15 protein-coding genes are annotated in these 17,141 nt (G+C 64.8%); 10 read left to right on the top strand and 5 right to left on the bottom strand.

Annotation, left to right across the window (positions count from 1 at the left end; translation table 11 throughout):
* Positions 1-21 precede the first annotated feature (21 nt).
* The 10 genes from HALZIN_RS0102590 (at position 22) to argC (ending at position 10,498) form a co-directional block, all read left to right on the top strand.
* Entirely contained in the window at positions 22-969 is a 948-nt protein-coding gene (locus tag HALZIN_RS0102590; RefSeq protein WP_031382690.1) for a dihydrodipicolinate synthase family protein, read from the top strand.
* Positions 970-1,033: 64 nt separating this feature from the next.
* Positions 1,034-1,696 (top strand): GntR family transcriptional regulator, encoded by a 663-nt coding sequence (locus HALZIN_RS0102585; RefSeq protein ID WP_031382689.1) that lies wholly within the window; start codon positions 1,034-1,036, stop codon positions 1,694-1,696.
* 41 nt (positions 1,697-1,737) lie between these two features.
* On the top strand, positions 1,738-3,039 hold the full coding sequence (locus HALZIN_RS0102580; protein WP_031382688.1) for an NAD(P)/FAD-dependent oxidoreductase: 1,302 nt from the start codon (positions 1,738-1,740) through the stop codon (positions 3,037-3,039).
* Positions 3,040-3,388: 349 nt separating this feature from the next.
* Entirely contained in the window at positions 3,389-4,510 is a 1,122-nt protein-coding gene (locus HALZIN_RS0102575) for a branched-chain amino acid ABC transporter substrate-binding protein (RefSeq protein WP_031382687.1), read from the top strand.
* A gap of 146 nt (positions 4,511-4,656) precedes the next feature.
* A complete protein-coding gene (locus tag HALZIN_RS0102565; protein ID WP_031382686.1) occupies positions 4,657-5,571 on the top strand; it encodes a branched-chain amino acid ABC transporter permease in 915 nt (304 codons plus the stop codon).
* Between the two features lies 1 nt (position 5,572).
* Positions 5,573-6,571, top strand: coding sequence for a branched-chain amino acid ABC transporter permease (locus HALZIN_RS0102560; protein WP_084173293.1), 999 nt, complete (start codon positions 5,573-5,575; stop codon positions 6,569-6,571).
* 9 nt (positions 6,572-6,580) lie between these two features.
* Complete coding sequence (locus HALZIN_RS0102555; protein ID WP_031382684.1) at positions 6,581-7,357, top strand: ABC transporter ATP-binding protein; 777 nt, start codon at positions 6,581-6,583, stop codon at positions 7,355-7,357.
* A complete protein-coding gene (locus HALZIN_RS0102550; RefSeq protein WP_150113069.1) occupies positions 7,354-8,124 on the top strand; it encodes an ABC transporter ATP-binding protein in 771 nt (256 codons plus the stop codon). The genes HALZIN_RS0102555 and HALZIN_RS0102550 overlap by 4 nt, the downstream gene beginning before the upstream one ends.
* Before the next feature lie 53 nt (positions 8,125-8,177).
* Positions 8,178-9,212, top strand: coding sequence for a trans-3-hydroxy-L-proline dehydratase (locus HALZIN_RS0102545; protein WP_031382682.1), 1,035 nt, complete (start codon positions 8,178-8,180; stop codon positions 9,210-9,212).
* Positions 9,213-9,547: 335 nt separating this feature from the next.
* Complete coding sequence (gene argC / locus HALZIN_RS0102540) at positions 9,548-10,498, top strand: N-acetyl-gamma-glutamyl-phosphate reductase (protein WP_031382681.1); 951 nt, start codon at positions 9,548-9,550, stop codon at positions 10,496-10,498.
* Positions 10,499-10,645: 147 nt separating this feature from the next.
* Here argC and HALZIN_RS16685 read toward each other — a convergent pair whose 3' ends face one another.
* From HALZIN_RS16685 to HALZIN_RS0102515, 5 genes are all read right to left on the bottom strand, one after another.
* Complete coding sequence (locus HALZIN_RS16685) at positions 10,646-11,719, bottom strand: hypothetical protein (RefSeq protein ID WP_035575101.1); 1,074 nt, start codon at positions 11,717-11,719, stop codon at positions 10,646-10,648.
* 190 nt (positions 11,720-11,909) lie between these two features.
* Entirely contained in the window at positions 11,910-12,911 is a 1,002-nt protein-coding gene (eutB, locus tag HALZIN_RS0102530; protein WP_031382679.1) for a hydroxyectoine utilization dehydratase EutB, read from the bottom strand.
* Positions 12,912-13,120: 209 nt separating this feature from the next.
* On the bottom strand, positions 13,121-14,527 hold the full coding sequence (locus HALZIN_RS0102525) for an aminotransferase (RefSeq protein ID WP_031382678.1): 1,407 nt from the start codon (positions 14,525-14,527) through the stop codon (positions 13,121-13,123).
* 170 nt (positions 14,528-14,697) lie between these two features.
* Entirely contained in the window at positions 14,698-16,167 is a 1,470-nt protein-coding gene (locus HALZIN_RS0102520; RefSeq protein WP_031382677.1) for an NAD-dependent succinate-semialdehyde dehydrogenase, read from the bottom strand.
* A 176-nt stretch (positions 16,168-16,343) separates the two neighbouring features.
* Positions 16,344-17,120 carry a formate dehydrogenase accessory sulfurtransferase FdhD gene (locus HALZIN_RS0102515; RefSeq protein ID WP_084173291.1) on the bottom strand — a complete coding sequence of 259 codons (777 nt, stop codon included), beginning with the start codon at positions 17,118-17,120 and terminating at the stop codon, positions 16,344-16,346.
* Positions 17,121-17,141 lie beyond the last annotated feature (21 nt).

Genomic DNA, 17,141 nt, shown 5'->3' with positions numbered 1-17,141 from the left:
CAGAGATTCCAGAGGACAACCATGAACCACTCCATCTTCTCCGGCTGTATTCCCGCCTTGATGACCCCGTGCACGGCCGACCGCGCACCGGATTACGATGCGCTGGTCGCCAAGGGGCGCGAGCTCGTCGATCTCGGCATGCGCGCCGTGGTCTACTGCGGCTCGATGGGCGACTGGCCGCTGCTCAGCGAAGCCGAGCGTCAGGAAGGGGTGACGAGGCTGGTCGCCGCCGGCGTGCCTACCATCGTCGGCACCGGCGCGGTCAACTCAAAAGAAGCGGTCTCTCACGCCACCCATGCCGCCAGGGTCGGCGCGCAAGGGCTGATGGTGATTCCCCGCGTGCTCTCCCGCGGCACCGCACCGGCCGCTCAGAAGGCGCACTTCGCGGCGATTCTGAACGCCGCCCCCGAGCTGCCGGCAGTGATCTACAACAGCCCGTACTACGGCTTCACCACCCGTGCCGAGCTGTTCTTCGAGTTGCGTCGCGAGCACCCGAATCTGATCGGTTTCAAGGAGTTCGGTGGCGCCGACGATCTGCGCTATGCGGCGGAGCACATTACCTCCCAGGACAACGATGTCAGCCTGATGATCGGCGTCGACACCCAGGTCGTCCACGGCTTCGTCAACTGCAACGCCACCGGCGCGATCACCGGGGTCGGCAACGCGCTGCCCCGGGAAGTACTGCAACTGATCGCGCTGAGCCAGAAAGCCGCCAAGGGCGACGTCGAGGCGCGACGCCTGGCCCACGAACTGGAATCCGCGCTGGCGGTGCTCTCCTCCTTCGATGAGGGGGTCGACCTGGTGCTCTATTACAAGCAACTGATGGTGCTCAATGGCGACAGCGCCTACGAGCTGCACTTCAACGAGAGCGATGCCTTGAGCGAAGCACAGCGGCGTTACGTCGAGACTCAGTACGCGCTGTTCCGCGAATGGTATGCGCAGTGGTCGGCCCAGACCAGCGCCGCCTGAAAAGTCGGCGTTCGATTTTTGGATTGGATACAATATCCGAAAATCAACGGGATATTCGCTAACCATGGCAACTTTCAAGACCCGAGCCCAGCACGTCGCGGACGACCTGCGCGAACGTATTCTCGGCGGCGAATTCAAGGGCGGCTCCCAGCTGCGACAGGACGCGCTGGCCAGAGATTACGACGTCAGCCGCATTCCCGTCAGGGAGGCACTGCTGACCCTGGAGTCCGAGGGGCTGGTGGAGTTCCACGCCCATCGCGGCGCGTTCACCACCGAGCTCTCCGTGGCCGCGATTCGCGAGCTGTTCGATCTGCGCATTCTGCTCGAGACATACGTACTGCGCTACGCGATCCCCAATCTGACGGCGGCGGATCTCGATCGTGCCGAAGGCATTCTTCGCCAATACGATGCAGCGCTCGATTCCGGCAGTCAGATCGACAACTGGAGCGACTACAACTGCGCGTTTCACCACGCCTTGTATGCCTCCTCCGCGCTGCCCGAAACCCTGGCCATGGTTGGTCAGTTGAACACCAAGGCGGGACGCTATATCCGCATGCAATTGCTCTATACCCGCGAGATCGAGAAGGCCGAACAGGAACACCGCGAGCTCTTGCAGCTGGCTCGGCAGGGCAACATCGACCAGGCCTGTCAGCTACTGGAAACTCATATCAAGGACGCCGCGGAAGGCATCGCGGCGGTGCTGGACAAGAGCCTGCGTAGCGCGTGAGCCATTACTCGTTCGTTATCGCCCTGGTCATGAGGTAGCGCATGTCGGACCCATCCCATTCGGCGTCGGCCGATATCGATATCGTCGTCGTCGGTGCCGGCCTCGTCGGCGTGACCAGCGCTCTGGCGCTGGCGCGTCAGGGGCACCGCGTACTGGTACTCGATACCCAGGAGCCGGGGCGCGGCGCCTCCTACGGCAATGCCGGCCATCTGGCCACCGAACAGGTCTTCCCGATCGCCGATGCGTCGATTCTGAAATCCCTGCCCGGCATGCTGATGGATCCGATGGGCCCGCTGCGGCTGGACTGGAAATATCTGCCCCGCGCGCTGCCGTGGCTGACGCAGCTGGTACTGAACCTGCGACCAGCACCGTTCCGCCAGAGTGTGGCCGGCATCCGCGCCCTCAACGAGCGCAGCCTGGCGGCGTGGCAACGCCTGCTGGCGTCGGTCGACAGCGTTCATCTGCTGAAAGTGGGTGGGTCGCTGCTGGTCTACGAAAAACCCGAGTCACGTCAGAAACTCGCAGCGCTCGAGTCGCGCATGCGCGAACAGCAGGTGCCGGTCGAGTGGTGGGAGCGCGAAACGATCCAGCGCGCGGCACCGCAGCTTTCGGAGGATCTGCTCGGCGGGTTGTTCTTTCCTGCCACAGGACATGTGCTGGATCCCTGGCGGGTTGTCACCACACTGGTGGAAGCGGCCCGCCGCCAGGGCGTGCGCTTCGCCCAGGAGACGGTGCGCTCGGCGCAAGTCGTCGAGTCCGGCGTTCGACTCGTCACCGACAGCCAACAGCTCGTGGCCCGCCAGGTGCTCATCGCCTGCGGCGCGCATTCGGCAGCGTTGACCGCCCAGCTCACCGGCAAGCGCGTGCCGCTGGATACCGAGCGCGGCTATCACCTGATGCTGCCTCGCGAACACAATCGGTTGCCCTTCGCGGTCACCTCGCTGGAACGCCGCTTCATCATGACGCCGATGGAAACCGGGCTCAGGCTCGCCGGTACCGTGGAATTCGCAGGACTGCACGCACCGCCCAACATGGCGCGGGCATGGCAGTTGCACCACCTGAGCCGAGGCCTGTTCAAGGCCGATCTCGACGTCGAGGGCGCCACGCCGTGGATGGGCTTTCGCCCCTCGCTGCCGGATTCGTTGCCGATCATCGATCATGTGTACGGCGGCCGCGTACTGCTGGCCTTCGGCCATCACCATCTGGGACTGACCCAGTCGGCGATCACCGCCGAGCTGATCGCCGATCTAGCCGGGCCAAGCGAGCATGGCGCGCCCGTCACGTCAATCGATCGAGAGAACCTGCCACCACTCGAACCCTATCGACTCGCCCGCTTCGGTTAGGCGGGCCGAGCCCTGTCAGGAAAGGGAAAGGCTGAGCGAGCCCTAGCGGGTTGTTGATACACCTGTGCTGCGACGCTGCAGACGTTGGAGGCATGCACGCCCCAAAAGGCGACGTATACAACGAAATGCTGCTTGACGGCGCTTCTGTATATTTTATACAAACGATCAGTATCGGCAGTCGATATCGATAGTCGGTATCAACAGAAAGCATGGTGTCAGAACGTAACTTTCCATGGCAGGATGAAAAAACCGCATTCAACGCGGCCCAAGCTCGGAAGGGCGCAACGTCCGACCCCTTTGCAGTACGAACAAACAAGTAACAATAAGCGCTAAAGGGAGTAATCGCTGTATGGATAAATTTCTCAAATTGATGGCCTCCGCGGCCATCGTCAATCTCGCCACCGGCTCTCTTGCCATGGCGCAGGAAGACCCCATCACACTGGGCGTTCAGGTACCGACGACCGGCTCCGAAGCGACCTACGGCAAGGATATGTTCAATGCCATATCGCTGGCTGCCGACGAGATCAATGCCGACGGTGGGTTGCTGGGCGGCCGCCAGATTGAGCTGGTGACCGGCGATACCGCCTGTGATCCGCAGCAATCGGTCAACGCGGCCAGTCGCCTGGCGTCACAGGAAGTCGTCGGGGTGGTGGGCGGGTATTGCTCCGGCGCCACGCAGCCCACGCTCAAGATCTACGGTGACGCCAATATCCCGTTCGTGATCGTGGCGGCCAATTCGACGCAACTGATCCCGGCCAATCCGGGCAACGCGGTGATGATCAACTCGACGGGCAACGATCAGGCCAAGACCGCTCTCGACTTCTTTGAAGGCAAGGGCATCGAGAAGCTGGCCATCGTCAATCAAGGGGATGCCTATTCCCAGGATCTGGCCAACCTGACCCGCGATGCCTGGACCAAGGCAGGCCACACCGTCTCGGCCTTCGAATACGTCAACAAGGGCGAGCAGGACTTCTCCGCGCTGGTCAACAAGATTCGCGGCTCCGGTGCCGAGGCCGTATTCTGGACCGCCTATTATGCCGACGGTGGCCTGCTGATCCGCCAGCTGCGTCAGCGCGGTTTCCAGGGCACCATCGCCGTGGGCGATGGCTCCAACTCGCCGGAACTGTTCAATATCGCCGGCCAGGCCGCCGAGGGCGTGTTCGCCTTCTCCAACCCCACCGCCGACTTCCTGCCGGCCGCCCAGCAGTTCATCAGCGACTATCGGTCCACGTTCGATAACGCGCCGGGGCCGTATGCGCCACTCGCCTACGATGGCCTGCAGTTGATGGTCTGGGCCATCAACCAGGCCGGCTCGACAGACGCCGATGCCATCATCAAGGCGCTGAACAGTGCCGATGGCCAGGAGTGGCTGGCCGGCCCGATCTCCTTTACCCCGCAGCATACGCTGGCACGCAGTAACTTCGTGGTCCTCGAAGGTCAAGGCGGCAAGTGGACCCGCTACGAAAAATAACGGCTAGCTTTCCGGCTCGAGCTTTAGCTCGAGCCGGAGATGACGATACGCGTCGCGGAAAATGACGTTGCTGAAAATGACGTTGCTGAAAATGACGTAGTGCAACCTGTTCGTCCGCCCTTTCCGCTGTCCAGAGATGCACGCTCATGACCTGGTACGATTCCTTTCTACAGCAGCTCGTTGACGGGCTGGTGCTGGGCTCTTTCTATGCCCTGGTGGCGCTCGGTTACACCATGGTGTTCGGAGTCATCAAACTGCTCAACTTCGCCCACGGCGATCTCTACATGACCGGTGCCTTCGTCGGCTTCGGCGGACTGTCGCTGGTTTCTGGATTTCTCGGCGCCGGCTGGCTCGGCATCTTCGTCGCCATGCTGCTGGCAATGCTGGCGGTCGGATGTCTCGGCGTGCTGATCGAGCGGGTGGCCTATCATCCCATGCTTGGCGCGCCGAGGCTGTCGATCCTGATTACCGCACTGGCCGTTTCGCTGGTGCTGCAGAACGCGGCACTGGCACTGACCGGCGGCCAGTACACCGCGTTTCGCACCGAGCTTGGGTTCGGCGGCTTGAACCTGGGGAACCTGTTTCTCTCCTACAACCAGATCGTGCTGGTCGCGACCGCCGCGGTATTGATGATCGCGCTCGAGCTGTTCGTCTCCAAGACGTTGTACGGGCGTGCCATGCGTGCGGTCTCCATCGACAAGGACATGTGCCGAATGATGGGAATCAACGTCTCCGCCGTCATTGCGGTGACGTTCTTCATCGGCTCTGGTCTGGCAGCGGCTGCCGGCACCATGGCGGGCGCGTACTACGGCAGCATCTGGTACTTCATGGGCTTTCTGATCGGGCTCAAGGCCTTCACTGCCGCAGTGATCGGGGGGATCGGCAGCATCACCGGGGCGATGCTCGGCGGCCTGATCCTGGGATTGCTGGAATCCTTCGGGACGCACATTCCCTTTATCGGCAGCGAGTGGAAAGACGTCTTCACTTTCTCGATCCTGATCCTGGTGCTGGTGTTCAAGCCCACCGGCCTGCTGGGCAAATCCGAAGTGGAGAGGATGTGACATGGACAAACATTCGCTATCCACGCCGTCGGATGCCGACGAGCCGCAGTCACGCAATCCGTTTCAACGCCTGTATGCGGCCTTCGAGTCGCCGGGACGACGGCGTGCGCTGCATGCGGTGATTCTCGTGATCCTGATTGTCACGCCGTGGATCTCGAGTCAGTACACCACGGTGATCCTGACTAACGCATTGCTCTACGTGGTGCTCTGTCTGGGACTGAATATCGTGGTCGGCTATGCCGGACTGCTCGATCTCGGCTACGCCGCTTTCTTTGCTGTCGGCGCTTACACCGCGGGCATTCTGACCCAGCAGTTCGGCGTCAATTTCTGGGCGGCGATTCCCTTCGCGCTGATGGCCGCAGCACTCGCCGGCGTGATTATCGGCGGGCCGACGTTACGCCTGCGCAGCGACTACCTGGCCATCGTGACGCTGGGCTTTGGCGAGATCGTGCGGTTTTCCGCGCGCAACCTGGAGATCACCGGCGGCGCCAGCGGTCTGTCACAGATTCCGGAGCCATCGCTGTTCGGTTGGTATATCGACAGCTCGATCGACTTCTACTATGTCTTCGCGGTGCTGGCGGTGCTGGCCTACATCGCCAGCCAGCGGCTGTTCGATTCCCGCCTGGGGCGAGCATGGCTCTATGTGCGCCACGACGAGGACGCCGCCGAGGCGATGGGAATCAATCGGGTCACAACCAAGCTGGCGGCGTATGTCATCGGCGCTATCTTCGGGGCGATTGGGGGCATCTTCTTCTCGGTCAATCTGGGTGCCATCTCGCCGGAGAGCTTCAGCTTCCAGCAGTCGGTACTGATTCTGCTGGCAGTGGTGCTTGGCGGCATGGGCAAGATACCCGGCGTCATATTGGGGGCGTTTATCGTGGTCCTCGGTCCTGAATTGCTGCGGGATTTCGGCACCTTGCGATTGTTGATATTCGCGGTGCTGTTGTTGCTGATCATGCTGTTCCGGCCGAGCGGTATCTGGCCCGAGAAGCGTTCCTAGGGGGAAGCGATGCTGCTGCAACTGAAACAGGTGTCGCTGAGCTTCGCCGGCAACACCGTACTGTATGATGTCAATTTCGGCGTCGACGCGGGCCGGATCCACAGCCTGATCGGCCCCAATGGCGCCGGCAAGACATCGATGTTCAACGTGATCACCGGCTTCTATCGCCCTCAGCAAGGCGAGATCACGCTGGATGGCGAGCCCATCGTCAAGCGCAAGCCACATGCCGTGACGCGCCTGGGTATCGCGCGCACGTTCCAGAACGTGCGACTGTTTCGCGAAATGTCGGTGCGCGAGAACGTCATGGCGGGACAGCACTGTCGCAGCCGAGCCGGTGCGCTGGCGGCCATCCTGCGACTGCCGAGCCAGCGCGCCGAGGAGCGCCGAATTCTCGAGACCAGCCTCGAGTGCATCGATTTCGTGGGCCTGACGGGACATCAGGATCGGCTGGCGACCAATCTCGCCTACGGCCATCAGCGACGTGTCGAGATCGCCCGCGCTCTGGCCACCGAACCCAAGCTGTTGCTTCTCGACGAGCCGGCGGCGGGTCTCAACAGCGGCGAGAAGCAGGCGCTGATCGAACTGATCCGGCGCATCCGTGACGAACGCGGCGTGGCTGTACTGCTGATCGAACACGACATGGGGCTGGTGATGAATGTCTCCGAGCATATCAGCGTGCTCGATCACGGCAGCCTGATTGCCGAAGGCGATCCGCAAACGGTGCAGAACGACCCCAAGGTGATCGAGGCCTATCTCGGCCAGGACGACGAGGAGCTGGCGCTGTGACGGAAACCATCACTCAAACCGACCCGCCGGCCAGCGCCACACGGCCTGGCAAGGTGCGCCTGAGTATCCGCGACGTCGAAGCCTTCTACGGCAAGATTCAGGCCCTGCGAGGCGTGACGCTGGCCGTTCACGAGGGAGAAATCGTCACCCTGCTGGGCAGCAACGGCGCCGGCAAGTCGACCACGCTCAAGACCATCTCTGGGCTGGTGCGAGCACAGCGTGGCGACGTCCAGCTCGAGGGCGAATCGATCGCCAGGCTGGCCGCCCACGAAATCGCCCGCCGCGGGGTGGTTCACGTGCCGGAAGGCCGCCACATCCTGCGCGGCCTGACGGTCAAGGAAAACCTGGAGCTGGGCGCGTTCACGGTCAAGGACAATGCCCTACGTCGCCAGCGGCTCGACGAGGTCTACGCGCTGTTTCCGATCCTGCACGAACGCCGTCATCAGGACGGCTCGCTGCTCTCCGGCGGCCAGCAGCAGATGCTGGCGATGGGGCGCGCCTTGATGCACGGCCCCAGCGTCATGCTGCTGGATGAGCCCTCGATGGGGCTGGCGCCGAAGCTCGTCACCGACATCATGCGCATCATCAAGCGCCTCAATGAAGCGGGGACCACCATCCTGCTGGTCGAACAGAATGCGCGGCTGGCGCTACGTCTGGCGCACTATGCCTACGTGATCGAAAACGGCGAGATCCGGATGCAGGGCGAGGCCGCCAGGATCCGGGAGGACGAGTCGATCGTGAAGGCCTATCTGGGCATGGGTGAATGACAAGACGCCGGTGGATAGGAACGTCAGCCCGCTCTTGAGCATCGGAGAAGCGTATGCAGACCACTCGTGTGATTCATAGCGTCAGTTGCCATGCCGAAGGCGAGGTAGGTGACGTCATCGTTGGCGGAGTGGCTCCGCCGCCCGGCGAGACGCTGTGGGAGCAGTCGCGCTGGATCGCCCGCGACGAGACGCTGCGCCACTTCATGCTCAACGAGCCGCGGGGTGGCGTCTTTCGTCATGTGAACCTGCTGGTGCCGCCGAAAGACCCGCGCGCGCAGATGGGCTGGATCATCATGGAGCCCGAGGACACGCCGCCGATGTCCGGTTCCAACAGCCTGTGTGTCGCGACCGTGCTGCTCGAGACCGGTATCCTGCCGATGCAGGAACCGAAGACGCAACTGGTGCTGGAAGCGCCGGGCGGGGTGATCGAGATCATGGCGCGTTGCGAGAACGGCCGGGTACTGGACGTTACCGTGCGCAACCTGCCGGCGTTCGTCGACCGGCAGGACCTGCAGCTCGAGGTCGCAGGGCTCGGCACGCTGCGCGTCGATACGGCGTTCGGCGGCGACAGCTTCGTGATCGTCGATGCCGCCGATCTCGGCTTCAGGCTGGTGCCGGACGAAGCGCGGGAACTGGTCGAGGCCGGCATCCGCATCACCAATGCGGTCAACGAGCAGTTCGGCTTCCATCATCCCGCCAATCCCGACTGGCGGCACGTCTCATTCTGCCAGATTGCCGCACCGCTGACGCGCAAGGGCGATGCCTGGCTCGGGCGCAACACGGTGGTGATTCAGCCGGGCAAGCTCGATCGTTCTCCCACCGGTACCGGCTGTTCGGCGCGCATGGCACTGCTGCACGCCCAGGGCAAGCTCCGAGTGGGCGAGACCTTCATTGGTGAATCGATCATCGATTCACGCTTTGTCTGCCGGCTCGACGGTACCACTCGCGTTGGCGACAAGGCAGCGGTGACGCCACTGATCCGCGGGCGCGCGTTTATCACCGGCACCCATCAGCATACGCTCGACCCGCATGACCCCTGGCCCGCCGGCTACCGTATCGCCGATACCTGGCCACGCATTGGCCGGTAGACACTTTACGACGATCGAGATCGGCCTGCCGATTGACGCAGGGGCTATCGCAGTTGAACTGACATCGCAGTTGAACTGACGAAGGGCGCCGGGGATAAGCCGAAGAGGAGGTCCGGCGCCATGGATGGCGTCGGTAGCGTACATGGAGGTATTCACAGCGCCTCCTCGCGGGCTTATCGACGGATCAGCCCCGAGCGAAACGCCAACTGCGATAGCCCTGCCGATTGACGCCCGAAACGTGACAGCGCGTTCGCATCACCGCACAATGGAGGTCGATACGCTGACAAGCGCTGTCGGCATGTACGGATCCGCTCAATGAGGCACCGAATTTCCCGATGGCATTCAAGGTATACGTAGACGGACAGGAAGGCACCACCGGCCTGCGCCTGCTCGACTATCTCGAGGCGCGCGACGACCTCGAGCTGCTGCGCATCGACCCTGCCAAGCGCAAGGACAGCACCGAGCGCGGCCGCCTGCTCAACGCCGCCGATGTCGCTTTCCTGTGTCTGCCGGACGACGCCTCGCGCGAAGCGGTCGCGCTGCTGGACAATCCCGATACCTGCCTGATCGACGCCAGCACGGCGTTTCGCATCGCCGACGGCTGGACCTACGGCCTGCCGGAACTGGCCCCCGGCCAGCGCGAGCGCATCCGCCGGAGCAAGCGCATCGCCAACCCCGGCTGCCACGCCAGCGCCTTCGTCATGCTGGTGCGCCCGCTGGTCGACGCCGGCCTGCTGCCCGCCGACTACCCGCTTTCGGCGTTCTCGCTGACCGGTTACAGCGGCGGCGGCAAGACGTTGATTCAGGAGTATCAGGCCGCCGAGGCGGGCCACCTGAGCGCGCCGCGCCCCTACGCCATGAACATGAGCCACAAGCACCTGCCGGAAATGCGCGTGCATGGCGGGCTTACGCTTTCACCGATTTTCAGCCCGGTGGTCGGGCCGTTTCTCAAGGGGCTGGCGGTGACCGTGCCGCTGCACGTCAGCCAGCTCGCGCCGGGCGCCAGTGGCGCAATGATCCGCGAGACGTATCTGGAGCACTACGCCGGCGAGCGCTTCGTCAACGTCATGCCGCTGGCAGACGAGGCCAGCCTCGATCACGGCTTCTTCGACGTTCAGGGCGCCAACGACACCAACCGCGTCGACCTGTTCGTCTACGGCGGCGAAGAACAACTCGCCTTGGTGGCTCGCCTCGACAACCTCGGCAAGGGCGCTGCCGGCGCCGCGGTACAGAGCATGAACATCCATCTGGGGCTCGACGAAGCCAGCGGTCTCGCGGTGCACTAAACGGCCCGCACGAGTCAGCGCCACAGCTTCAGCAGCTCCCCGCCCACCGGGCCGTCAGCGGCAGTTCCACCCCGCGAATAGCGGCTTGGCGGAATGTCGCATCGAAACTTCCCTGTTTCATGAATCGATCGCTGAAGCGGATTTGGCTCAGCTCAAGCGAGCGAGGGCGAAACTGGCGATCGCGGTGTCCTGCACCCCGGTGCCGGTCAGGTCGCAGACGGTGATGCTGGCGTCCGAGACGCGCAGGCGCTGGCCCTCGGCGATCACCCGGCCCAGCTCGTAGACCTTGAACGGCGGCTGCCGCTGGCGCTCTCTATCAGCCCCGAAGCCGGCCGAACCGGCCCCGAAACCGGCTGAATTAGCCCCGAAGCCAGCTGAATCAGTCCTCGAACCGGCCGAACCGCTCCCCGAGCTGGTCGAAGCGTTCGCGGCCTGTCGAGCAAACGCCTTGAGTTCGCCGTTGACCTCGCTCTGGGCGCGGGTGTCGCAGACGAAGGCGTCGGCGCGGATCATCACCTCCTCGTCGAGTTCGCGCTTGTCGGGACTGTCCGAGCCCATGGCGGTGACGTGCACGCCGTCAGGCAGGTCCTGGGCGGTGAGGATCGGTTCGCGGGCCGGCGTCGCGGTGACGATGATGTCGGCCTGCTCGCAGGCGGCGCGAACCTCGTCGTGAACGTTGACGGAAAGCCCCAGCCCGCGCACGCGTTCGGCATAGGCCGCGGCCGATTCGCGGCTGCGCGCCCAGACGTCGACGGTGTCGATATCGCGGACCAGTTGCAGCGCGCGCACCTGAAGCTCGGCCTGCTCGCCGGCGCCGAGCACCGCCACCCGCCGGCTGTCCTCGCGGGACAGGTGCTTGCTGGCGAGGGCTCCGGCCAGCGCGGTGCGCACCGCGGTCAGATAGCCCTCGTCGAACAGTACCGCATCGACCAGCCCGGTCTTGGCGGAAAACACCATCATCAGCCCGTTGAGGCTCGGCAAGCCGATCTTGGGGTTGTCGAAGAAGCCGGGGCTGACCTTGATCGCGAAGCGCTCGCCGCCGCGGATATGCGCGGTCTTGACGTCCACCTCGCCGTTGGATTCCTCGATCGCCATGGAAAGGATCGGCGGCTGCACGACGTCGCCGCGGCCGAGCGCCGCGAAGGCGTTTTCCACCGCTTCCAGGGCGGCCGTGTCGATGCTGACCGCCGACTCGATGGCGTCGCGTTGATAGAGCTGCATGGCGGAGGTCCTTTGTCCTAAAGAAATTAAAGTGAAACGCTGAACAAAATTGCCGAGCGGTGTGAAGCGCTAGGCGCACGGAGCACAGGAACCGGAGCCTATGGGGTATAGGTGAGGATTCCGAGCACCGCGCAACGCAGCGATTTGCCCGCGCAGGCATTTTGTGCGGTGTTTCCCAAGCGCAGCAAGATTAATCGGATTTGGCAAGCGCCCGGGCGCGATCGAAGGTTTCCAGCGCCACGCCGTTGCCCGAGACGATCAGCGCCACGCGCTGGCCGCGAATGTCGATGGCGTGCTCGTCCAGCGCCGCCAGGCCCACCGCCGCCGCGCCCTCGACGAGCATCTTCTCGTCGGCCAGCATGGCGACCATGGCGCGGGCGATCGCCGCCTCGCTGGCCGGGTAATGATCGTCCATCACCTCGTTCACCAGCGCGAAGGTACAACGGTTGTCGAGCCCGATGCCGCCGCCCAGCGAGTCGCCCAGGCTCTCGACCTCGTCGACCTCCACCGGCCGGCCGGCCTGCAGGCTCTGCCACATGGCATCGCCCTGGGCGAGGCTGATCCCGGTGACCCGGGTGGCCGGGCGGATCGCCTTGAGCGCCGCGCCGATGCCGCCCAACAGACCGCCGCCGGAGAGCCCGACGAACACCCGGTCGAGCTCCGGCTGGTCCTCGAGCAGTTCGACGCCGATGGTGCCCTGGCCGCTGGCGATCAACGGGTCGTCGAATGGCGGGATCAGGGTCATGCCCTGCTCGTCGACCAGCCGCGCGACCTCGCCGAACGCTTCGTCCTGGCTGTTGCCGACGCGACGCACCTCGGCGCCCAGCGCCTCGATGGCGCGCGCCTTGTTGTCGGGCACCAGCCGCGACAGACAGATCACCGCCGGCACGCCGAGATTCGATGCCGCCAGCGCCACCGCGCGGCCATGATTGCCGGTCGATGCCGTGGTCACGCCGCGCGCCAGCGCATCCGGACCGTGCTGCTGGATCAGCGTGCGGATCATGTGCGTCGCGCCGCGCAGCTTGAAGGCGCCGCTCGGCTGGTGGTTCTCCAGCTTGAGGAACACCTCGGCATCGAAACGCCGCGACAGCGCCTGCGAACGAATCAGCGGCGTGCGCACGACCTGGCCGACGAGATTGGCACGCGCGCGATAAATCGAGGCCAGCGTCACGCCGTGGCTGGGCTGGGTCATGGTTTACCTCGCAAATTTCCATTCACCATAAACGATAGCGCCGCGAAAGCAGGACTTCCGCGGCGATGACTAGTTACCCATTGCAGGTGAGTGAACGTTGGCGAGCGAAGGCCAGGCTAGGCGAGTTGCTGGCGGGAAAGCGGAGTGGACTGGAGTCCATGAGCATTTCCCGTCAGCGACTCAACAACGCCTGGCCGAGCGCAGCCCGTTCACGCCTTGAAATCACCCGAGCGGACGAGCTCATCGGTAACCCTGTCCACCGCGCGCTTGGCGCGGGCGACGACCTCGTCGACCTCGTTGCGGGTAATCACCAGCGGCGGCGCGAAGCCGAGAATGTCGCCATGCGGCATGGCCCGGGCGATCAGATCCTCCTCGACCGCCGCGGCGCTGACCCGCGGGCCGACCTTGAGCCCCGGCGCGAAGTGCGCGCGGTTGGCCTTGTCGGGCGAGAACTCCAGCGCCGCCAGCAGGCCGATGCCGCGCACGTCGCCGACCAGTGGATGCTCGGCGAAGGTCGCCTGCATCTGACGCTGCAGATAGGCGCCGGTCTCGGCGGCGTTCTGGGTCAGCCCCTCGCGCTCGATGATCGCCAGGTTCGCCAGGCCCGCGGCGGCACCCAGCGGATGGCCGGAGTAGGTCCAGCCGTGGCCGATCGGGCCGAACTCGCCGGTGCCCTGCTCGAGGACTTGCCAGACCTTGTCGCCGACGATCACCCCGGACAGCGGCTGATAGGCGCTGGTCAGGCCCTTGGCGACGGTGATCAGGTCGGGGCGCATGCCGAAGTAGTGGCTGCCGAAATCGGTGCCGATGCGGCCGAAGCCGGTGACCACTTCATCGGCGATCAGCAGCACGTCGTACTTGGCCAGGACCTGCTGGATCGCGTCCCAGTAGCCTTCCGGCGGAGCGACGATGCCGCCGGTACCCAGCACCGGCTCGCCGATGAAGGCGGCCACGGTGTCCGGGCCTTCGGCGAGGATCATCGCCTCGAGCCTGGCCGCGCAATCCCTGGCGAACTCGCGTTCGCTCATGCCCGCCTGGGCATCGCTGCGCCGATAGTAGTACGGCGCCTCGGTGTGCAGGATACCGGCGATCGGCAGGTCGAAATGGTTGTGAAAGGTCGGCAGCCCGGTCAGCGAGCCCGAGGCGATGCCCGAGCCATGATAGCCGCGGCTGCGCGCGATGACCTTCTTCTTCTCGGTACGGCCGAGCACGTTGTGGTAATAGCGCACCAGCTTGAGCTGGGTCTCGTTGGCGTCACTGCCCGACATGCCGTAGTAGACCTTGGACATGCCCATGCCGGCGAGCTTGAGAATCTTCTCCGAAAGCTCGATCAGCGGCTCGTTCGAGGTGCCCACGTAAGTGTGGTAATAGGACAGCTCGAGGGCCTGCTTATAGATCGCCTCGGCCATCTCGGTGCGCCCGTAGCCGATATTGACGCAGTACAGCCCGGCGAAGCCGTCGATCATCTCGCGGCCCTGCTTGTCGACGATCGAGATGCCCTTGCCGCCGGTAATCACGCGACCCGGCGCGTCGCCATGGGCGAAGTCGCGCAGGTGCGTCGAAGCATGAAAGGTGACCTTGCGGTCGCGATCGATCAGATCCTGATGGGTGCTCACGGCACGCTCCTCAAAATACAAGTGATTAGATTCGTTCTTATTCAGTGTGAAACTGAGCGAGCGATGGCCAGGTTAGGCGAGGCATTGGCGGGAAAGCGGAGTGGACTATTGTCCATGAGCATTTCACGTCAATGGCTCAACAACGCCTGGCCGAGCGCAGCCAGTTTCAATCAGCTTCCGGATAGTGTTCCCAATCCACCGATACAGTAGTACTTAGTCTCGAGAAACTCCTCGATCCCCGCGGTGCCGCCCTCACGGCCCAGACCGGACTGCTTGACCCCGCCGAACGGGATCGGCGGCCCGGTCATCTTGACGGTGTTGACCGCGACCATGCCGTTCTTCAGCGCGCGCATGATCTTCCAGATGCGCCGCACGTCGTAGGTGTAGAGATACGCCGACAGCCCGTACTCGGTGTCGTTGGCCATCTCGATCACCTCGTCGTCGCTGCGATAGCGGGTGATGCCGGCCACCGGCGAGAAGTTCTCCTCGCGCCAGACCTGCATCTCGGCGGTCACTCCGGTGAGCAGCGTGGGCATGAAGAAGTTGCGCCCCGGCGCCTGGGACTGATCGCCGTGCACCAGCGTCGCGCCGCGGGACAGCGCGTCGTCGACGATCGCGGTGGCTTTCTCCACCGCCCGCTCGTGGATCAGCGGGCCGAGATCGACCTCGCTGTCCAGCCCGTTGCCCACCGTCAGCGCCTTCATGCGTTCGGCGAAGTGCGCGACGAAGGCGTCGTGGATGTCCTCGTGGACCAGGATGCGGTTGGCGGCCAGGCAATCCTGCCCGGCGGTCTGGAACTTCGCCGCCACCGCCGCCAGCGCGGCTTCCTTGGGGTCGACGTCAGGGCCGACGATGAACGGCGCGTTACCGCCGAGTTCCAGCGACACGCGCTTGACGGTGCTGGCCGACTGTTCGAGCAGCAGCCGCCCGACCGGCGTGGAGCCGGTGAACGACAGCGCCATGACCCGGGTATCCTTGCACAGCACCTCGGAGACCGTCGGCGCATCGCCCAGCACCACGTTGAACACCCCGGCGGGGATGCCCGCGCGCTCGGCGAGCTCGGCCAGCGCCAGCGCGGTGAACGGCGTCTCGCCGGCCGGCTTGACCACCACCGGGCAGCCGGCGGCCAGCGCCGCGCCGGCCTTGCGGGTGATCATCGCCAGCGGAAAGTTCCACGGCGTGATCAGCGCGGCGACGCCGACCGGCTCCTTGAGGGTGCCCAGCGTCGAGTTGGGGATGTGGCTGGGAATCGTCTGGCCGAAGGTGCGCTTGCTCTCCTCGGCGAACCAGCGCACGAAGCTGGCACCGTACTCGACCTCGCCCCGGGCGTCGGGCAGCGGCTTGCCCTGCTCGAGGGTCATCAGCGTCGCCAGGTCCTCGCGATGAGCCTGCAACAGGTTGTACCAGGCCAGCAACCGGTCGCAGCGCTCGTCGACGCGCAGCCCGCGCCAGTGCACGAAGGCCCGGTCGGCGGCGCCGACGGCGCCACGGATCTGCTCCGCCTCGAGCAGCGGCACATGCCCCAGGACTTCGCCGGTGGCCGGGTTGGTCACGGCCTGTTCGCGGCCCGCATCGCCGTGGGTCCACTTGCCGTCGATGTAGGCGTACTGGCGGAATAACCGCAGGTCGCTGAGTTTCATGGTCAGCCTCCCTGAAACGAACCTCAAATGACATGGCCGGGTATCGCTACCCGTCTGCCTGTCAGGCTAGAGGATTCGGCGCCAGGGGTGTTTCTGTTCGCCGCAGCGCCAAGGCGGTTTTTTTCTGCAAAGCGCGGCGTCAAAGCGGTTTTTTTCGGCGACGGTGCGATGCCGGCTCAGCCGCCGCCACTGAGCAGTTCCAGCCGGCGGCCGCGATGGCAGCAGATCAGGTTGAGTTCGCAGGCGCGAGCGACTTCCACCGCCAACGCCGAGGGCAACGCCAGGGTCGCCAGCGTGGCGATGCCCGCGCGCACGCTCTTCTGTACCAGTTCCAGGCTGCAGCGACTGGACAGCAGCACCGCGACGGGCATGGCGCGAGCCGCGAGCCCCGCGCCGATCACCCGATCCAGCGCGTTGTGACGGCCGATATCCACGCCGCTGAAAATCACCTCGCCGTTTTCGTCCAGACCCAGCGCGGTGTGCAACCCGGCGCGCCCGCCCTGGCTGAGCGCCTCGAAACCCCGTTGCAGCGCATCCGCCGCCAGCGGCGGATGCGCCGGCAAGCGGGTCAGGCCGAACATCAGCTGCGCCTCCTCGGCTACCCCGCAGGCGCCGCAGCTGGATACCGAGGGCCCGCCGCGCTGCAAGCGTGCGGCGCGCTCGGCGATGCGCGGCGCCACCGACAGGCGCACGCTCAGGCCGTGGCGCAAGTGCGACAGCTCGATCGCCTCGACCTGGGCGGCGCGCTCGATCCAGCCGGCGGTGAAGGCATGGCCCAGCGCCAGCGGCTCGAGCGATTCGGGGCTCGCCAGCAAGGTGACCATGGCCGTGTCGTTGAGCGTCAGAGTGACCGGCTGTTCGGCGGGATCGCCGAAATCGCGCAATGGCCGGGCTCGCTGATCGTCGTAGCCATCGGCGGGCGGGCTGGCGTGAGTCGGTTGAGATGCAGGCATGCAGAACGCCCCGGTCAACGA

This window comes from Halomonas zincidurans B6, from assembly GCF_000731955.1.
Classification (GTDB): Bacteria; Pseudomonadota; Gammaproteobacteria; order Pseudomonadales; family Halomonadaceae; genus Modicisalibacter; species Modicisalibacter zincidurans.
This window is presented reverse-complemented; position numbering and strand designations above follow the sequence as displayed.